The 17,736-nt window shown below is 60.7% G+C and carries 13 protein-coding genes; 7 read left to right on the top strand and 6 right to left on the bottom strand.

Annotation, left to right across the window (positions count from 1 at the left end; translation table 11 throughout):
- Positions 1-74 precede the first annotated feature (74 nt).
- The 4 genes from aldA to KHO30_RS16220 all read left to right on the top strand — a co-directional run bounded on the left by aldA (position 75) and on the right by KHO30_RS16220 (position 5,922).
- On the top strand, positions 75-1,499 hold the full coding sequence (aldA, locus tag KHO30_RS16235; protein WP_093633720.1) for an aldehyde dehydrogenase: 1,425 nt from the start codon (positions 75-77) through the stop codon (positions 1,497-1,499).
- A 158-nt stretch (positions 1,500-1,657) separates the two neighbouring features.
- Positions 1,658-2,980 carry an MFS transporter gene (locus tag KHO30_RS16230; protein ID WP_200651008.1) on the top strand — a complete coding sequence of 441 codons (1,323 nt, stop codon included), beginning with the start codon at positions 1,658-1,660 and terminating at the stop codon, positions 2,978-2,980.
- A complete protein-coding gene (locus KHO30_RS16225) occupies positions 2,981-4,198 on the top strand; it encodes a mandelate racemase/muconate lactonizing enzyme family protein (RefSeq protein ID WP_211701592.1) in 1,218 nt (405 codons plus the stop codon). It begins immediately after the preceding gene.
- Positions 4,199-4,260: 62 nt separating this feature from the next.
- Entirely contained in the window at positions 4,261-5,922 is a 1,662-nt protein-coding gene (locus KHO30_RS16220; RefSeq protein ID WP_211701591.1) for a GMC family oxidoreductase, read from the top strand.
- An 11-nt stretch (positions 5,923-5,933) separates the two neighbouring features.
- Here the strand turns inward: KHO30_RS16220 and KHO30_RS16215 are convergent, their stop codons facing one another.
- The 4 genes from KHO30_RS16215 to KHO30_RS16200 form a co-directional block, all read right to left on the bottom strand.
- A complete protein-coding gene (locus KHO30_RS16215; protein ID WP_093633716.1) occupies positions 5,934-6,869 on the bottom strand; it encodes a LysR substrate-binding domain-containing protein in 936 nt (311 codons plus the stop codon).
- A 151-nt stretch (positions 6,870-7,020) separates the two neighbouring features.
- Entirely contained in the window at positions 7,021-8,499 is a 1,479-nt protein-coding gene (gene styD / locus KHO30_RS16210; RefSeq protein WP_211701590.1) for a phenylacetaldehyde dehydrogenase StyD, read from the bottom strand.
- Between the two features lie 173 nt (positions 8,500-8,672).
- The gene (locus KHO30_RS16205; protein ID WP_211701589.1) at positions 8,673-9,779 is read right to left on the bottom strand and encodes a hypothetical protein; all 1,107 of its coding nucleotides are present in this window, start codon (positions 9,777-9,779) and stop codon (positions 8,673-8,675) included.
- Positions 9,780-9,960: 181 nt separating this feature from the next.
- Entirely contained in the window at positions 9,961-11,946 is a 1,986-nt protein-coding gene (locus KHO30_RS16200) for a primary-amine oxidase (RefSeq protein WP_211701588.1), read from the bottom strand.
- 196 nt (positions 11,947-12,142) lie between these two features.
- On the opposite strand from KHO30_RS16200, the gene KHO30_RS16195 reads away from it, so the two are divergent.
- The 3 genes from KHO30_RS16195 (at position 12,143) to KHO30_RS16185 (ending at position 16,255) form a co-directional block, all read left to right on the top strand.
- The gene (locus tag KHO30_RS16195) at positions 12,143-13,141 is read left to right on the top strand and encodes an AraC family transcriptional regulator (protein ID WP_211701587.1); all 999 of its coding nucleotides are present in this window, start codon (positions 12,143-12,145) and stop codon (positions 13,139-13,141) included.
- A gap of 289 nt (positions 13,142-13,430) precedes the next feature.
- Complete coding sequence (locus tag KHO30_RS16190) at positions 13,431-14,882, top strand: APC family permease (protein ID WP_211701586.1); 1,452 nt, start codon at positions 13,431-13,433, stop codon at positions 14,880-14,882.
- 158 nt (positions 14,883-15,040) lie between these two features.
- Entirely contained in the window at positions 15,041-16,255 is a 1,215-nt protein-coding gene (locus KHO30_RS16185; RefSeq protein WP_211701585.1) for a porin, read from the top strand.
- A gap of 81 nt (positions 16,256-16,336) precedes the next feature.
- Here KHO30_RS16185 and KHO30_RS16180 read toward each other — a convergent pair whose 3' ends face one another.
- A complete protein-coding gene (locus KHO30_RS16180; RefSeq protein ID WP_054037539.1) occupies positions 16,337-16,702 on the bottom strand; it encodes a hypothetical protein in 366 nt (121 codons plus the stop codon).
- A 164-nt stretch (positions 16,703-16,866) separates the two neighbouring features.
- A complete protein-coding gene (gene tam, locus KHO30_RS16175; protein ID WP_211701584.1) occupies positions 16,867-17,643 on the bottom strand; it encodes a trans-aconitate 2-methyltransferase in 777 nt (258 codons plus the stop codon).
- Between the last annotated feature and the right edge of the window lie 93 nt (positions 17,644-17,736).

The following is a 17,736-nucleotide window of genomic DNA, read 5'->3' as shown; positions in this document are numbered from 1 at the left end:
CCGTCCATGCACCTTTGGCATGAAGGCGATAGCCGAAGGCAATGCGCCACCGCACCAGGTTTTCAGGAGACGAGATGCGACTCGATCGGAATTTTGCTAACGGCTGCTTTATCGACGCGGCAAGCGACGAGCTCATCGCCGTCACCAACCCCGCCACCGAAGCCGTGATTGCCCACGTCACGGGCGTTACCGAAGCCGAGGCGATCGCCGCGGTCGACGCCGCAGCCGCCGCGCAGAAGGGCTGGCGCAAGCTGCCTTCGGCCGAGCGCGCGGTCTATCTGCACAAGCTCGCCGACGCGCTCACCGAATGCGCGCCCGCCATCGGCGCGGCGCTCGCGCTGGAGTCGGGCAAGAGCGTCGCGGACGCCACCAACGAAGCGATCTACGCCGGCCAGATCACCCGCTACCACGCCGAATGGGCGCGCCGCATCGAAGGCGAGGTGATTCCGAGCGACACGCCCGACGAAAACCTCGTGCTGCATCGCGAGCCGATCGGCGTGGTCGCATGCCTGATCCCGTTCAACTACCCGGTCTATACGTTCATGCGCAAGGTGGCGCCCGCGTTGATCGCCGGCAATACCGTGGTGGTGCGCCCCAGCAACAACACGCCGACCTCCGCGTTCGAGATCGCCAGGGCAGTAGAGAAAGCAGGGCTGCCGGCCGGCGTTGTGAACATTCTCGCGATGAATCACGCAACCGCCGAGGCGCTTTGCACGCATCCGAAGGTCGGCATGATCACGCTGACCGGCAGCGTTGGCGCGGGGCGCAAGGTGCTTGAATACTGCAAGGCGAACATCGCCAAGCCGTCGCTCGAACTCGGCGGCAAGACGCCCGCCATCATCGAGGCGGATGCCGATCTCGAGAAGGCCGCGCGCGACCTGGTCGCATCCAAAACCACGCACTGCGGGCAGCTTTGCACGGCGATCGAACGCGTCTACGTGCAGGAAAGCGTCCACGACCGTTTCGTCGCGCTGCTGAAGAAGCACATGAGCGCGGTGGAAAGCGGCGATCGTGCCGAACAGCCTTCGCTGATGGGGCCGCTTGTCAACGACGCGTCGCGCCAGTCGATTCACGGGATGGTCGAACGCGCGATCGCTGCGGGCGCCACGCTCGAAACCGGCGGCAAGCTGCCGCAAGGCAAGGGCTTTTTCTATCCGGCCACGTTGTTGTCGAACTGCCGTCAGGACATGGAAATCATCCAGGAAGAAACCTTCGGTCCGATCATGCCGGTCGTCAAATACCGCACGCTCGACGAAGCCCTGGAGATGGCCAACGACCATCAGTTTGGATTGTCGTCGGTGCTCTATACCGAGAACTATCGCAGTGCGATGAAGATTGCCAACGGCATCGAGGCAGGCGAGTTGTATGTGAACCGCACGCCCGCCGATCCGTATCAAGGTTTCCACGCGGGCTGGAAACGCTCGGGTCTCGGCGGCGACGACGGCAAGCACGGCATGCTCGAATTCACGCAGACCCGTCTCGTGGTTATGAAGTACTAAAGCTGAAAAGCTGAAACCGGCGCGTGCCGCGCGATTCGGAGTAGACGGCACGCGTTGTTTTGAAACCCGCAGAAACGCAGCAATCCGCTGCACTTATAAAAATATTTGAAGACCCGGCGGCCCGGAGAACCGGCGCTGCGTCTTCCAGGAGCGCTCACGTGTCATCTCAACCCGTTCAAACCACCGCTTCGCTCGCCTCGAGCGCCGCGGAAACCGCATTGCAAGCCAACAAGGCTCAACGCTACATCCAGCTCATGTTGCTGGTCGTGGCGGCCGGCGCGATTTACCCGATTCTGTATCTGCGGCAGGTCTATCAGCCGACGATGCTCGAAGTGTTTCACATCACCGATAGTCAGCTCGGCTATCTGTATTCGTCGCTCGGCACGATCTTCCTGCTGAGTTACCTGCCGAGTGGCTGGCTCGCCGACCGGATCGCGCCGCGTCTGCTGATCTGCTTTTCGCTGATCGCAACTGGCGTGCTCGGCCTGTGGTATTCGACCGCGCCGTCGTTCCAGATGCTGATGCTGATTTTCGGTGGCTGGGGATTGTCGACCGGGTTGACCTTCTGGGCTGCCGTGATCAAGCGCGTGACGATGATCGCCGGCACGCACGAGCAGGGCCGTTTCTTCGGTTTGCTCGATGGTGGACGTGGCCTGATCGAAGCCATGCTCGCGACCATCGCGATCACGCTGTTCGCCTGGTTCACGCAGACCAAAGGCGAACCGGTGACGGCTGGCTTCAAGCTGGTCGTCTACATGTACGCGTTTCTGTGCATCGCACTGGGCGTGGTGCTTGCGCTGGTTAAAGATCCGCAAGGCGCTAAAGACGCGGCGGCCAACCGCGCCACGAAGAAACGCAGCAACGTGCTGGTCGATCTGAAAACGCTCGCGTCGATTCCTGAGTTGTGGCTGGTCGCGGCTATTGTGTTCTGTGGTTACCAGGTGTTCTGGGCGACTTACAGCTTTTCCGCGTATCTGCACGAAGGCGAAATCGGCTTGACGGTGGTGATGGCCGGCACGATCACGACGCTCAAGCTGTGGATGCGACCGATCGGCGGCATCGGCGGGGGATTTCTTGGCGACCGTTATTCGAAAGTCTCTGTGCTGGTGATCGCGCTCTTTCTCGCCGCACTGTCGCTGCTTGGTCTGATGGCGGCGCCGCGTATCTCGAGCCATGTGCTGCTGGTGTTCCTCGTGCTGTTCATCGGCATTCTGACTTACGCGATTCGCGGGCTGTACTGGTCGCTGCTGGATCGCTGCAATATCCCGGTCGAAACGATGGGCCTCGCTATCGGCCTGATCTCCGTACTCGGCTATTCGCCCGACGTGTTCCTGCCGTTGATCAACGGTTATCTGACGCAGAACTTCCCGGGCGTCTTCGGTTACCAGCTTTACTTCGGCTATGTGGCCGGAATGGCGGCGCTCGGCGGCTTTGCCGGCCTCGCGCTGAGAAACATGCTTAGCAAAAAAGGGGTTGCGTAAATGAAAGTCGTCTCGCTCGAAACGCATATCGTCGCCGTACCGCCGCCGCATGTGGGCGGCATGTACTGGATCTTCGTCAAGCTCAAGACCGATTGCGGTATTGAAGGCGTCGGCGAAATCTATTCGGCGACGTTCCATCCGAAAGCGATGACCCACATCATCGACGATGTATTCGGCCGTTATCTGCTCGATAAGGACCCGCACCATATCGAGCGGCTCTGGCGCGAAGCGTATTCGAGCGGCTTCACGCAACGCCCCGATCTGACGATGATGGGCGTGGTCAGCGGGCTGGAAATGGCGTGCTGGGACATCATCGGCAAGGCGGCGAACAAGCCGGTGTACGAACTGCTCGGCGGCATGGTGAATCAGCGTCTGCGCTCGTACACCTACCTGTATCCGAAGAACAGCCGCGGTGAATACGACTACGACGATCCCGATCTCGCTGCCGAATGTGCCGTTGAAAACGTCAAGCGTGGTTTCACTGCGGTGAAGTTCGATCCGGCGGGGCCGTACACGGCTTATTCAGGTCATCAACTGTCGATGGAAGTGCTCGACCGTTGCGAGACCTTCTGCCGCCGTGTGCGCGAGGCTGTCGGCAGCAAGGCCGATCTGCTGTTCGGTACGCATGGGCAGATGGTGCCGTCGTCGGCAATCCGGCTTGCCAAGCGCCTCGAGAAATACGATCCGTTGTGGTTCGAAGAACCGGTGCCGCCAGGACAGGAAGGCGCGATGGCGCAAGTCGCGCAGCACACAAGCATTCCGATTGCCGCGGGCGAGCGCCTGACCACCAAGTACGAGTTTTTCAAGCTGCTCGAAGCGGGCGCGGCGTCCATTCTGCAACTGAACGTCGCGCGTGTGGGCGGCCTGCTCGAAGCGAAGAAAGTCGCGGCGATCGCCGAGGTGTATTACGCGCAGATCGCACCGCATCTGTACAACGGTCCGATCGGCGCAGCCGCCAGCATTCAGCTTGCAGCCTGCACGCCGAACTTCCTGATTCAGGAAAGCATCGGCACGTGGGACGGCTTCCACGCCGAAGTGTTGAAGAAGCCTATTCAATGGGAAGACGGCTACATCATTCCTTCGCAGGAACCGGGTCTGGGCGTGGAGTTGAACATGGACGTCGTTCGGCAGCACACGCCGTACACCGGCGAGCGTCTGCATCTGCAGATGGCAGCACTTCCTGCCGACGTGAAGGATCTCGCGCCGGCCAAGGGTTGAGCCTGGCGGATTCAGCTGTTTTACGCATTCAATGGATTGGGCGCCGCTTGGCGACATAGAGCATGAACTACGATTACATCATCGTCGGCGCGGGTTCGGCGGGCTGCATTCTCGCCAATCGCCTTTCGGCGTCGGGCCAATATTCGGTGCTGCTACTCGAAGCGGGCGGCAAGGACAGCTCGTTCTGGTTCAAGATCCCGGTGGGTTTCACCAAGACGTACTACAACGAAACCTATAACTGGATGTACTACAGCGAGCCCGAAAAGGAACTCGACAACCGGCCGATCTATTGCCCGCGCGGCAAGGTGCAAGGTGGTTCCGGCTCGATCAACGCGATGATTTACGTGCGCGGCCAGCCGCATGATTTCGACGACTGGGCCGCGGCGGGCAACCCGGGCTGGGCGTTTCGCGACGTGCTGCCGTATTTCCGCAAGCTCGAGTCGCATCCGCTCGGCAACACGGAGTATCACGGCGCGGACGGCCCGATCCGTATCTCGCCGATGAAGGATGCCGTCCATCCGATCTGCCACGTGTTCCTGCAAGGCTGCGACCAGGCCGGCTATAAGCGCAGCGACGACTTCAACGGCGAACGATTCGAAGGCGCGGGTATCTACGACGTGAATACGCGCAAAGGGCAGCGTTCGTCGAGCAGCTTCGAGTATTTGCATCCGGTGCTGACGCGTAAGAACCTGACGGTCGAGCGTGACGTGCTCGCGAGCCGCGTGCTATTCGACGGTAACCAACGGGCCATTGGTGTGAGCGTGACGCAGAACGGCGCGACGCGGCAGTTCATGGCGAATCGCGAGGTGATTCTGTCGGCGGGCGCGGTGGATTCGCCCAAACTGTTGCAACTCTCCGGCGTAGGCGATAGCGCATTGCTCGCGAAACATCGTATTGCGATGGTCAAGGAACTGCCTGCCGTGGGGCAAAATCTGCAGGACCATCTGTGCGTGAGTTTCTACTATCGCGCGAACGTTAAGACGTTGAACGACGAATTGCGCCCGTTGCTCGGCAAGCTCAAGCTCGGTCTGCAGTATCTGCTGACGCGCAAGGGGCCGCTCGCGATGAGCGTGAACCAGTCGGGCGGGTTCTTCAAGGGCAACGACCACGAAGCGCAGCCGAATCTGCAGTTGTACTTCAATCCGCTGTCGTACCGGATTCCGAAGAGCAACAAGGCGAATCTGGAACCCGAGCCGTATTCGGGCTTCCTGCTGGCATTCAACCCGTGCCGGCCGACGAGCCGCGGTTCGATCGAGATCGCGTCGAACCGTGCGGAAGACGCCGCGAAAATCCGCATCAACGCGTTGACCACGGAGAAAGACATCGACGAAGTGATCCAGGGTTGCGAACTGGTGCGCAAGGTGATGGCATCGCCGGCTTTGAAGGAGATCACGGTCGAGGAAATCTCGCCGGGGCCGCAGGTGAATACGCGCGAAGGCTTCCTGCAGTATTTCCGCGAGCAATCGGGTTCGATCTATCACTTGTGCGGTTCGTGCGCGATGGGCGACGACCCGCGCACCTCAGTGGTCGATGCGCGCTTGCGGGTGCACGGCGTTACCGGCTTGCGCGTGGTCGACGCGTCGATCTTCCCGAACATCACATCGGGCAACATCAACGCGCCAACGATGATGGTCGCGGAGAAGGGCGCCGAGATGATCCTCATGGATGCGGCCGTCGAAGCTGCTTTTAAACCCGAAGCGGCGGAGCTGGCTGCGGCCGCCTGAGTTCGTCCGCCTCAACCCGCTTCGCCTAATTGCGCCGACTCCGACGAATCGAGTGCACGTTCGGTCAGCCAGATTTCCTGCTGCAGCCAGTCGCGGAAGAGTGCGACGTGCGGTAGCTCGTCCTGTTCCGCGCGCGTGACGAGCCAGTACGACTGGTGGCCGTCGACGTGCACATTGAGCACTTGTACCAACTGCCCGTCAGCCAGCTCACGCCCGATCATATGACGATCGGCGATGGTCACGCCGAGCCCGTCGATCGCGGCCCGGATCGCGTGATCGAGCAGATCGAATTCGTAGCCGCCGCGGGTGTCGACGTTTTCGATGCCCGCGGCTTTCAACCAGTGCTGCCAGGTCAGATAGCGCTGATCGGTGCTCGCGAGCACGTGCAGCAGCGTGAACTGATTCAGATCGATGGCCGCGCGGCCGGCCTGGCGCGCGAGCAAGGCGGGCGCGCAGACGGCGATATGCCGTTCGTTCATCAGCAGACGGTTGTCGAAACCTTCCCACTCGCCGTTGCCGAAACGGATGGCGCAGTCGAGCACGCCCGATTCGGCGAGATTGTCGTCGACGCGGGTCGACAGGCTGAGTTCGAGATGCGGATGCGCGTCACGCAGACGTCCGAGGCGCGGCATCAGCCAGCGGCTCGTGAAGGTGGGCGGCGCGTTGATACGCAGACGGTTGCGGTGGGTTTTCTCCTGCAGGCTGCGGACCGTGAGTTCGATGCGGTCAAATGACTGTTGCAGTGCTTGCAGGAGGATGCGGCCGGCGGCCGAGAGCTCGAGGTGGTGATGGTGACGCTGAAGCAAGGTCTCGCCGAGCTGAGCTTCCAGTTGGCGGACTTGCCGGCTGACCGCGCTTTGCGTCACGTTCAGCAGCTCCGCTGCGCGCGTGAAGCTGCCCGTGCGGCCGGCGACTTCGAAGGCTTTCAGCGCGTTCAGCGCGGGCATTTTGCGTTTCAAGGTGGGGCACCCAAGGGTAGGCTGACGCGCGGCGGCGCGGGTGCCCGCTATTTTACTGTGTTGCCCTCGAGGCGCTAGAAGCGTGCACGTCTTGTGGCGGCGATGCGTTGGTGCCGCAAGACGTGCGGAGACCGACTGGTCAATACGCGATGCAGACCGACTTGCTCTCGGTATACGCATCCACGATGGCCTTGCCGTGCTCGCGTCCGATTCCGGATGCCTTGAACCCGCCAAACGGCATCGCCGGATCGACCATATTGTGCGTGTTGACCCAAACGGTTCCCGCCTCGATGCCGTCGACCAGCCTCAATGCCTTGTCGAGTTGATTCGTCCACACACTCGCGCCAAGACCGTATTCCGAGTCATTGGCCTGAACCAGGACCTCATCAATATCGTCATAAGGCATCGCCACCAGCACCGGTCCGAATACTTCCTCCCTGACGACGGAAAGCGGCTTGCATGTGCGATTGGCAATGACCGTCGGGCGGACAAAGAAGCCGTCCGCATCAACGGCCGCGTCACGTGACAGGATTTCGCCGCCTTCCTGGCGGCCTTGGGCGATCATTCCCATGACCTTGTCGCGGTGCCGTGCGGAAACCATCGGGCCCATCTGTGTTGCGGGATCGAAACCGGAACCCAAGGCGATGCCATCGGCGACGGCGGCGATACCTTGCACCACTTCGTCGTAAATCGAGCGTGCAACGTACAGGCGGGAACCCGCGGTGCAGACCTGTCCGTGATTGAAGAAAATCGCGCCGGCCGCGCCTTCGATCGCTTTCTTCGGGTCGCAGTCGTCCAGCACGATCACGGGGCTCTTGCCGCCCAGTTCCAGCGATGCGCGCTTCAGATCGCTAGCGCATTGGCGGCCGATGATGCGGCCGACTTCGGTCGATCCCGTGAAGGTGACCTTGTTCACCAGGGGATGCTTGACTAGCGCTGCGCCGGCGGTTTCGCCGCGGCCTGTGACGACGTTGAATACGCCTGGAGGGAAGCCGGCTTCGTGAGCCAGTTCGGCCAGGCGGATCGCTGTTAGAGGCGTTTCTTCAGCCGGTTTCAGCACGACGGTGCAGCCGCATGCGAGGGCTGGGGCGATCTTCCAGACCGCCATCAGGAGCGGGAAATTCCACGGCACGATTGCGGCGACTACGCCCGCTGGGATGCGTTTTGTTGAGGCGTTGTAGCGGGTGCCGGGTGGGAAGGGGATCGACAGGTCGAAGGTGGTGCCTTCGATTTTGGTGGCCCAGCCGGCCATGTAGCGGAGCCATTGGACGCTGCCTGAGACTTCCAGCATCTTGGAGAAGGCTATTAGTTTTCCCTGGTTCAGGGTCTCTAATGTGGCTAGTTCGTCGATGTGTTGTTCTAACAGGTCGGCTAGTTTTAGCAGCAGACGTTCACGGGTGGCTGGCGGCATTCTGCGCCAGGTGTCTGACTCGAAGGCTGCTCTTGAGGTTTTGACCGCGTGGTCGATGTCGGTTTCTGATGCGTCTGGGAGGTGGGCGAGTTCTTCGCCTGTTGCGGGGTTGTAGATGGGGAAGGTTTTGCCTGCGGCGCTTGGGGTTTTTTCGCCGTTGATGAACATTGTGGTTGGCAGCTTTGCTGGGATTTTCTGTTCGGGCATCGTTTTGTCTCCGACGGGGTGAGGGTGGTGGTGTTGTTTGGTTGGCGCTTTTGCTGTTTGCCTGCGGTGGTGCCTTTCCTTGTTTTGTTAGTGGTCTATTAGCGTTGCCCCTGTGCGGGGCAGCACCTACTTTTCTTTGCCGCCGCAAAGAAAAGTAGGCAAAAGAAAGCGGCTCAAACCGCTAATGCTAAGTGGGCACCGTGGTCTGCTACGGGTAGTGGTGCATCTGGAATCTGTGTTCTCTCACATTCAACGTTCGTGACAAGGGAGTCATACTTCCCGACTCGCACTTTGTGCTCGTCGGAAGAGTCTGCCAGGCGGTGGTCATGGTTTAGATGCTCGTGGCGCGCCTTTCTTTCGAACCAGTTGGTTGCTAATGTGCCGGCGCATAGCAGGTTCGTGATCGCGCTTAGTGCGTACAGCACGATGAATCCTTCGCCGAAAAAGTAGGGTGTTGTCGATAACGTTGCGCCCAATACCATCCCGATGTGGTGGGCTGCGCCGGGACAACTTGCGCTCAACGCGCTGCACGAATTTCTTCGCAGTTTCATCAGCGCCGGAATCGTCAGGCAGTCGAGAATCAGAAATATCTTTGCTGCGAGTAGTGCTAGGGTTGGACTGTCCACGGCTGCGAGGGCTCCAATTAGCGCCGCTCGTAGCACGTACAGCACGATCAACATTCGTTTGTTGTTGCCGGAACGGTCGGCGATGAACGCCAGTGCGCAAACCGCACCCACCGAAAGCAAGACCTGCCAAGCCGGTTGTGCGCCACTCATGCCGCAAATCGCAAACAACTGGAAACGCGCGAGACTGCCGCTCGATAAGCCCGAAAATACTGCGAGCAGTACCGTTGCACCGGTTGCGCAGATGGCTTCGGTCGACTGGGCCGTGTTTTGATTCGCGTATTGATTCCGATCGAAATCCTTAGGAGGCGACACGGGCGCATCAACTAGATGCCACCCGCACAACAGCAATGCGCTACCTACCGCCACAAACAACCCAGCTATCGTGACTGAATGCTCCAATCCGCCCACATACGCGGGCATGATCCCCATCGCACTCATCGCGGCAATCAGCGTCACCGCCGTCGCAAACGTCGTGTGCGGCCGGGATACGCGTGACATCAACAACGGCACGATCGTCATCGTTGCTAACGCCAATACGCTCATCCACAACGCGTTGGCTCGTTGACCAAGACCGGTTTGAGTCACCAGTGTCGCGGCACCGCCCACGAGCAACACACAGGCCGTGCCGCTTACGCTCGCAATTAACCCGCGCACCGTGCCCCTCGTGGACGCAATCCGCCCGCGTATCGCACCGCCTGCACCCGCCCTCAGCATGCCTGCCACGTCGCCTCCGCTCGAAGTCAGCCGACGTACTACCCTGCACGCAGTCGCGGGCCGCACGTATCTCGCGTCGGCCACGCCCGCAGCAGCACGCCGCGCGTCACGCGTCATCGAATCACCGCTTGCAGCAGCCATGATCCGCAGACTTGCCATCCTCAACGCTGTTCTGATCCCGCTCGGACGGTAAGTCCATCGTCGGATTCGCGGAGAAGAAGTTGTTCGGCTTGAGCATGAAGCCGGCGTATTCCACGGGCATCACGGGGAAGTCCTCGGGTTTGCATACGTGCGTGTGGCCGAAGCTGTGCCACAAGACAATGTCCTCATTCTCGATGTTGCGGTTCGCCTCGATATAGCGCGGCAAGCCGTCACCGCCCGCGTGCTGGTTCGGATAGTCGCCGCTCGCGTAGCGCTCGGCCGGATCGAATGGCGTGACCCACACGTGACGTGTCGCAAAGCCGCCGCGTTGGCGGACCTTCGAGCGTTCGTCGGCGAGCATCAGCGGGGAGTCGTTCACGATCAGCTTGTAGCCAGGATTCGCGCCGACGGCGTTCGTCACGTTCGGGTTGGTCACCTTCCAGTAACGTCCGGTGCGGCCGTTCGCGAGGCGCGCGGCTTCGCTCTCGGTCTTGAACACCTGTTTGGTGGTGTCGAAGACGTTGCCGTACGGATTCGTTTCGCCCATCGGACGCGGCACGAATTCGTGTTCGGTCACGGTGTTGCGTTCGCCGTCCACCATCATGTGCATCCGTGCATTGAAGAAGTGCTGATGGGTCGGGCCGCCGAGGTTCTCGGTGATCATGCCGCCCCACGGATACGTGTCGCCGTCAGCCACCGCCGAGGTTTGGACGATGCCGGTCAGCTTGCATTCGAGCTGGATGGTGCCGTCTTGATACAGGTACCAGTAAAAGCCGTAGTCATAGTTGCCGACCGTCGCGAAGAAGGAGATCACGAGGCGTCGCGAGCGACGCATTTCGAAGACGCCAGTGCGGAACTCGTAGTGCTTCCACAGGGTGCCGTAGTCCTCTTCGTGCATGCACACGGCGTTCTTCATCACGAACGCATTGCCGAAATCGTCGGCGGACGGAATGTCGAAATAGCGGATTGTGCCGAGGCAATCGCAACCGAGTTCAAGCTGATTCGCCAGTTTGCCGAGGCCGTATTCGCCGGCATCGAATGCGCTCTTCCAGTAGTGGTTCGTGCTCGGGTCGGAGTAGGGCACACACATCTCCGTCACGCTCGCACGGTAGATGATCGGCCGCGCGTTCTTGCCGTCGTCCCATGACAGTTGATGCAGCACCAGGCCTTCGCGCGGCGTGAAGCCGACGCGGAAGCTCCAGTTCTGCCAGCTTACGTGCCAGCCGTCGATCTTGAAGCTCGGCCCCCCGGGTTGGCTGATCGACAGCGGTTTGAGCGTGTTGCGCGGCTCGCCGAGGCTCGGCGTATCGTAGTTGTGCTTCGCGCGCGGAATCGGAATGATGCGACCATCGTCCACCAGTTCGATCACTTTTTTCTCGAGCAGATCGACCACCGCCACCACGCCCTCGATCGGATGGGCGTAGCCGTTGTCGGTCACGGTCTCGCGGTAGTAGCTGACGCAACGCACGAGGCGCCGGCCGTTCTCGTTCTCGCGGTCGAAGCAGCCGGCGGAAAACGGATCGACCTGGACGCGCTCCAGATCCTTCTCGGCCAGGCCGCGCTTCATCACCGCAACGCGCCAGGCGTCGTCGCTCTTGACGATCTGCTCGGCGTTCATGAAGTCTTCGATCATGATCGGCGGCTGGCCATAGGGCGCCTGATCGAACGGCAGCACGTTGCGCGAGGCGATTTTTTTCTCTCTCAGGTCCACATGGAATTCGGTGGTCGTGCCATTCGTGCGATCGATTGCGAGGACGAACGCCGTGCGTGAAAAATATTCGCCGGTCTTGAATGCGATCACATCGGCCTTCGGCGGCTCGCGCAATTCGACCATCGGAAAGCGCACATGCCCGTCGAGATTTTCGGCGGCCTTCACGAGATCGCAGGCAAGCTGCATTTCGTCCGGACTCAGCGGATCGAGCGGATGAACGGGGGCGTGTGCGGTTTTCGTGGCATTCGTGTTCATAAGGTTCCCGTAAGGAGTGTGCTGGACCGGACTGCGTGCGAGGCTGCGTGAAACGTGCCAAACGCTGAGTCGATGGCAAATCGTAGGAACCCAATAATATTTTCGCGCTTGCTTATCGCGCCAAATGAACGATAAAGTGCGCCACGAGGAAGAACACTGCAGCACACCAGCGAAGACTTGAGAGGAGACGCTCAGCATGAAAAAAGTCACGCTCAACGGTAGTTTCCCGATGATCCGCGCGGCGGTCATGGGGCCGGTTGTGCGCGCACTCGATGCATCAGGCGCCAATTGCGACGCGCTGCTCGAAGCGTTCGGCATGAGCCGCAAGCTCCTGTCGAATCCCTACGAAATCCTGCCGCTGACGCGCTACGTGGCGGCCTTCGAGCGCGCGGCCGAGGTACTCGGCGAGCCGTCGCTCGGCTTGCGTCTCGGCAGCGAATTGCAGGTGACGGAGCTCGGGCCGGCAGGTCTCGTGTTTCTATCGTCGCCAACCTTGAATGCGGCAGTGCGCAAGTTCTCGCTCGCGCTCGCGTCGTGGCAGAACACCACGACCTGCGAGTTGCTGCGCGATGGCGAGTGGCCGGTATGGACCTATCAGATCGCCAATCCGCAGATCTGGCCGCGCCGGCAGGACGCGGAATACAGCCTTTCGACAATGTGCCATATGATCCGGGCCGTGCGCGGCGCGGCGTGGAATCCGGCGGAAGTGCATTTCGAACATGCCGCGCCAGCTGACCTCAAACCGTATGCACGCATTTTCCGCGTACCGGTGCGCTTTCAGCAGCCTTTCAATGGTGTGATCCTGCGTCCATCGGATCTCGATGCGCCGCTCAAAAGCGCCGACACGCAAATGGCGCGCATGATGGAGCGCCACGCCACCGATCTGATTGCGCGCGATGCGGTGCCCCACAGCATCGCCGACCAGGTACGCGATCTGGTGACGCGGCGGCTCGCGCACGAAAAGCTGATCGTTGCCGACATCGCGAAAGATCTCGGTCTCTCGCATCGCTCGCTGCAGCGGCACCTGGCCGAGGCGGGGACTTCCGTGCGGCAGATCGTGCGCGAAGAACGGCAGCGTAGTGTGGAAGGACTGCTTGAACGTGAAGGGCTCACCAATGCGGCTATCGCTCGCGCCGTGGGTTATGCCGACGCAACTGTGTTGTGGCGCGCCACGCGCAACTGGAAAAAACGATAGATGGTGATGGCGCTGCAATTGCTTTCATTCTGAAAGAACTTGAAGGCGCAATCCTCACACGAAAAAACTTCCCTTTCCTAACTATTCACTGCGAACCGCAGTGCATGAGACGCTCGCGAGCATTGGCGCAATTTATCGAAAATTTGGCGCAGTTCGCGAAGTCGCTTTATTTTTTAGCTACCTACCATGCGCTCACACCGAAACGTCGAACGTCGGTCAAGCGAGCGTCTGGACCAGTATTTCCAGGGTTTAGGCGAGTTCCAGACTAGCCAACAAAATAGAGGCAGCGATGAATGAACCCTACTCTCCGACCCGTCTGGTCGACGCGGAGAATCCCGTGGAACTGAAGGGCAATACGCTGGGCCTGTGGCAGATCGTGTTTCTAGTGATTTCCGCGGCCGCGCCGCTTACCGGCATGCTCGGCGCGGTGCCGCCCGCGATCAGTCTGGGCAATGGCGCCGGCATTCCGGGCGCGTTCGTGATTGCCGGCGCCGTGCTGCTGATCTTTAGCGTGGGCTTCGCGTCGATGAGCCGGCATGTGGTGCGCGCCGGTGCGTTTTACGCGTACATCACCGCCGGACTTGGACGGCCATTGGGCATGGCCGGCGCACTCGTCGCGCTGATGTCGTACACCTTCATCCAGATCGCGCTATACGGGCTGTTTGGATTTTTCTGCACGGTGATTCTTTCTCCACTTCTGCACACGGCGATGCCCTGGTACGGCTATTCGCTGATCTGCGTGGCGGTGGTGCAATTCACCGGCATCCGCGGTATCGATCTGAATAGCCGGCTGCTCGGCGTGCTGATGTGTCTGGAACTGGGCATCCTGTTGCTGCTTGCGATTGCGATTGTCGTGCATGGTGGTGGCCCGAACGGCCTCACGCTCGCGCCGTTCACGCCGGAGCATGTGTTCAGCGGCCACCTGGGCATTGCGGTGATGTTTGCCTTTGCGTCGTTTATCGGTTTCGAAGCGACGGCGATTTACGGCAAGGAATGCCGGGACCCGAAAGTGACTGTGCCACGCGCGACGTACGTGTCGGTGATGCTGATTCTCGTGTTCTTCGCTTTCGTCACGTGGACGATTGTTTGCGCGTATGGACTCAACGACGTGGTCGCGGTTGCGACGAAGCAGCCGGGCGACTTCTGGTTCATTCAATCCGGCAAGTACCTGGGTGGTGCGGTGACGACGGTGATGAGCTTCCTGTTGCTCAGCAGTATCTTCGCGAGCCTGTTGTCGTTTCATAACACACTGGTGCGGTATATCCACGCGCTGAGCCTGGAGGGCATCCTGCCGCAAGCGCTCAACCGCGTGCACGAAAAGTACCGTTCGCCGTATGTGGCGAGCTATCTGCAAACGCTCTCCGTGTGCGTTCTGCTCGGGCTCTTCATCGCGGCAGGCAGCGATGCGTTCAACATCGTGTTCAGCTGGAGTTCGGCGCTCGGCACGATTGGTATTGTGATGTTGCAAGCGGTGACGAGTTTCTCCGTCATCGCGTTCTTCCGCAAGACGCGCAAGGACACGCGCGTATGGCACTCGTTCGTCGCGCCTCTCGTCGGTGGCATCGGCCTGCTGTATATCGGCGTGATTCTGGTGCGCAATCTCGACGCGCTCAGCGGCTCCGATAGCCCGATCGTCAAGTCCTTCCCCTGGATCGTATTCGCGGTGGCGCTCTCCGGCGTCGTGATCGGTCTCATCTTGCGCAAGAAGCGACCGGATATCTACGCGCGCTTCGGGCAGTAATCGAACAGCCCGCAAGACACCCAGCGCGCGCTAGCTCGCCACGTTCTAACGATCGACTGTTGCCGTTCATTCCTGAACGGCGGCGGAATGGTGTCGTTCGTTTGAGGCGTCCAGTTTGTTCTTGCTGATTTCACCACTCAACTTCCGGCTAAAAAAATATGGCAGACACATTCGTCAAGCGCTCGGCGCTTGCGCTGGCCGCGTGCGGCCTCGCGATGGGCGCACATGCGCAATCTTCGGTGACGCTTTATGGCACGGTCGACGCCGGCGTCGTGTACACCACCAACCAGCAGACGACGCTCGCCGACGGCAGCACCAACGGCCGCGCGAATTATCAGCTGGCGGGCGGCAATCTGGTGCCGTCGCGTTGGGGTTTGACGGGCGCTGAAGATATCGGTGGCGGCACCACGGTGAACTTCACGTTGGAGAACAGCTTTCTGATCGGCAACGGTGCGATGCTGCAATCGAATACGCTGTTCAACCGCAACGCATGGGTCGGTTTGAACAACGGTACGTACGGCGCGCTGACGTTCGGCCGTCAATACGATCCGTTCTCCGACTACATGGGGGCGTACGCATCGAGCAATAACTGGGCGACGCTGTACGGCTCGCATTTCGGCGACGTCGACAACCTCAACGAAGCGTTCAACTTCAACAACTCGATCAAATACATCAGCCCGAGCTTCGGTGGTTTGACGGTGGGCGGCTTGTTCAGCCTGGGTGGCGTGGCGGGGAATTTCTCGCAGAACAAGGGCTGGGCATTGGCGGCGAATTACGCGCAGGGGCCGTTGTCGTTGAGCGCGGGATATCTCGAGTTGAACCAGCCGTTGCAGGCAGCCTTGGGCGGCACTACCGGGTATATCGGCGACTTCAGTTGCGCGAGCGCCGACGCGTCGTATTGTTTGCTGCAACAGGCGAGCAAGGTGAGGATTTTCGGAGCAGGGGGTTCGTACGCGTTCGGCAAGGCGGGCGTGGCGCTCACCTATACGCATACGCGCCTATCACAGAGCCAGTATTTCGCGAGTGCGGCAACGCCCGCGGGGAAAGATATTTCTTTCGACATTGCCGAGTTGAACACGACCTATATGGTCGCGCCGGATTTGCAGCTTGGTCTGGCCTATATTTTCAACGACGCCAAACCGAGCAGCAGCGCTTCGACCCGCGTGCACCAGATCAACCTTGGCGCGGTGTATAGCCTGTCGAAGCGGACGGCGGTTTATGCGGTAGCGATCGGGCAGAAATCTTCCGGCGGAGGGCTGGGGATCAATCCGTCGACGGGGCAGACGGAAAATCTGGCGCAGATTCCGAATATCGTCAATTCGGACACGGACAAGCAACTCTCCGTGATCGTGGGCTTGCGGCACAATTTTTAATCTGCCAACGCGGCGCTGGCAAACCGATCAACGGAGCCAACGCCGCATCCCGACTCACGCAACATGCCGCGCGGGAAAAAATTAATCGGCGAGGCGCTTGTCCGAAAGCGCGTTCTGGCAATCCGCCAGCACCTGCTTCACCAGTCGCGCCTGCGGGTCGAGTTCGTCTGTATCGAGAATTTCTTCGACCGCATCCCGCGCCCAGTCGGCCTCGACAAATTTCGCGTGCCGCTGCGCAATCTCCAGTGCGGTTGCCGACAACCTGGCGATACTCAACCAGTCTGCTTCCCGGGACCGGTAGTCGAGCCACTTATGAGCGGCCTGCACGTGAAACGCCGCGTCAGGCCAGTCCTCATTCAGGTAATAAGCGCCCAGGCAGCCGCAGGTGAGCCAGCACAACAGCTCCAAACGGTCCCGTGGACTCAGATGATGGCGTACATCACTCATGGCGACGCTCGCTGCTGAAATTTGCGTTCCGATTAGGGCGGCAAGCCGCCCTCCGCTTACGTTACACAATATCACGCAGAATTCACGAGCGGCAATGCCTGACTGACCCTGGCGACTCCGGCACCACAAACACCACGGGGTAACCCGCAGGCGGCCTGACTCCGCTAGCGCGTAGCGACGATAAACAGCCGTGGGAAGGGCAGCAGCACGGTGCCGTCAGCCTGGGCCGGATAAGCTCGCGCGATCGCATCACGGTAGCGCGCGAGGAAGACGCCTTGTTCGCTGTCGTCGAGTTCGGCGAGGAACGGCCTCAGCGCGCTGCCCTTGAACCACTCGACCACCGCGTCCGCGCCGCCCGCGAGCGGGTGATGGTAGACGGTGCGCCACACGTCGACCCGCGCGCACAGTGGTTTGAGTAACGCGTAGTACCAGTCGGCGCCATAGCGCATGGTGCGTTCCACCCCCCTCAGCTTGTTCGCCCAGAGGCCGTCCGCCGCGATTTCGCGCAGCAGACGGTGCGCGGGTTCGTCGAGGTTGTCCGGCATCTGCACGGCCAGGTTGCCGCCCGGCGCAAGTTTTTTTACCAGCGATGGAAACAGTTGCTCGTGATTCGGCACCCACTGCAGCACGGCGTTGGCGAGGATCAGGTCGTAAGGGCCTGGCGCATCCCACGTTTCGATGTCGCTCACCTCGAACTGGAATTGCGGGAGGCGCTTGACGGCCGCCGCGATCATGTCGGCGGAACTGTCCATGCCGCTGACCTTCGCGCCGGGCAGGCGGGCCGCCAGCGCTTCGGTGGAATTGCCAGGCCCGCAGCCGATGTCCACCGCCACTCGCACATCCGTTGCCGGCACCGCAGCCAGCAGATCCCTGACCGGACGCGTGCGCTCGTTTTCGAATAACACGTACTGTTTTGCCTGCCAGTTCGTCGATGAAGTCATCTCTCGCTCCTTTGTCCCGATTGCGCCCAATTGCACCGATTTCCGGACCGTTTTCGCTGACATCCACCCACAGGGTGTGATGTCAAATCGATC

The sequence above is a fragment of the Paraburkholderia aspalathi genome, assembly GCF_905220735.1.
Classification (GTDB): Bacteria; Pseudomonadota; Gammaproteobacteria; order Burkholderiales; family Burkholderiaceae; genus Paraburkholderia; species Paraburkholderia aspalathi.
Note: the sequence above shows the minus strand (reverse complement) of the source record. Positions and strands in the feature narration are given on the sequence as shown.

Bases quoted from the DNA above. Each gene is read 5' to 3' on its own strand.
- KHO30_RS16215 (WP_093633716.1), bottom strand. From the start codon at position 6,869: ATGCCCGCGCTGAACGCGCTGAAAGCCTTCGAAGTCGCCGGCCGCACG.
- KHO30_RS16200 (WP_211701588.1), bottom strand. From the start codon at position 11,946: ATGAACACGAATGCCACGAAAACCGCACACGCCCCCGTTCATCCGCTC.
- KHO30_RS16195 (WP_211701587.1), top strand. From the start codon at position 12,143: ATGAAAAAAGTCACGCTCAACGGTAGTTTCCCGATGATCCGCGCGGCG.
- KHO30_RS16220 (WP_211701591.1), top strand. From the start codon at position 4,261: ATGAACTACGATTACATCATCGTCGGCGCGGGTTCGGCGGGCTGCATT.
- KHO30_RS16185 (WP_211701585.1), top strand. From the start codon at position 15,041: ATGGCAGACACATTCGTCAAGCGCTCGGCGCTTGCGCTGGCCGCGTGC.
- KHO30_RS16225 (WP_211701592.1), top strand. From the start codon at position 2,981: ATGAAAGTCGTCTCGCTCGAAACGCATATCGTCGCCGTACCGCCGCCG.
- aldA (WP_093633720.1), top strand. From the start codon at position 75: ATGCGACTCGATCGGAATTTTGCTAACGGCTGCTTTATCGACGCGGCA.
- KHO30_RS16190 (WP_211701586.1), top strand. From the start codon at position 13,431: ATGAATGAACCCTACTCTCCGACCCGTCTGGTCGACGCGGAGAATCCC.
- KHO30_RS16180 (WP_054037539.1), bottom strand. From the start codon at position 16,702: ATGAGTGATGTACGCCATCATCTGAGTCCACGGGACCGTTTGGAGCTG.
- tam (WP_211701584.1), bottom strand. From the start codon at position 17,643: ATGACTTCATCGACGAACTGGCAGGCAAAACAGTACGTGTTATTCGAA.
- styD (WP_211701590.1), bottom strand. From the start codon at position 8,499: ATGCCCGAACAGAAAATCCCAGCAAAGCTGCCAACCACAATGTTCATC.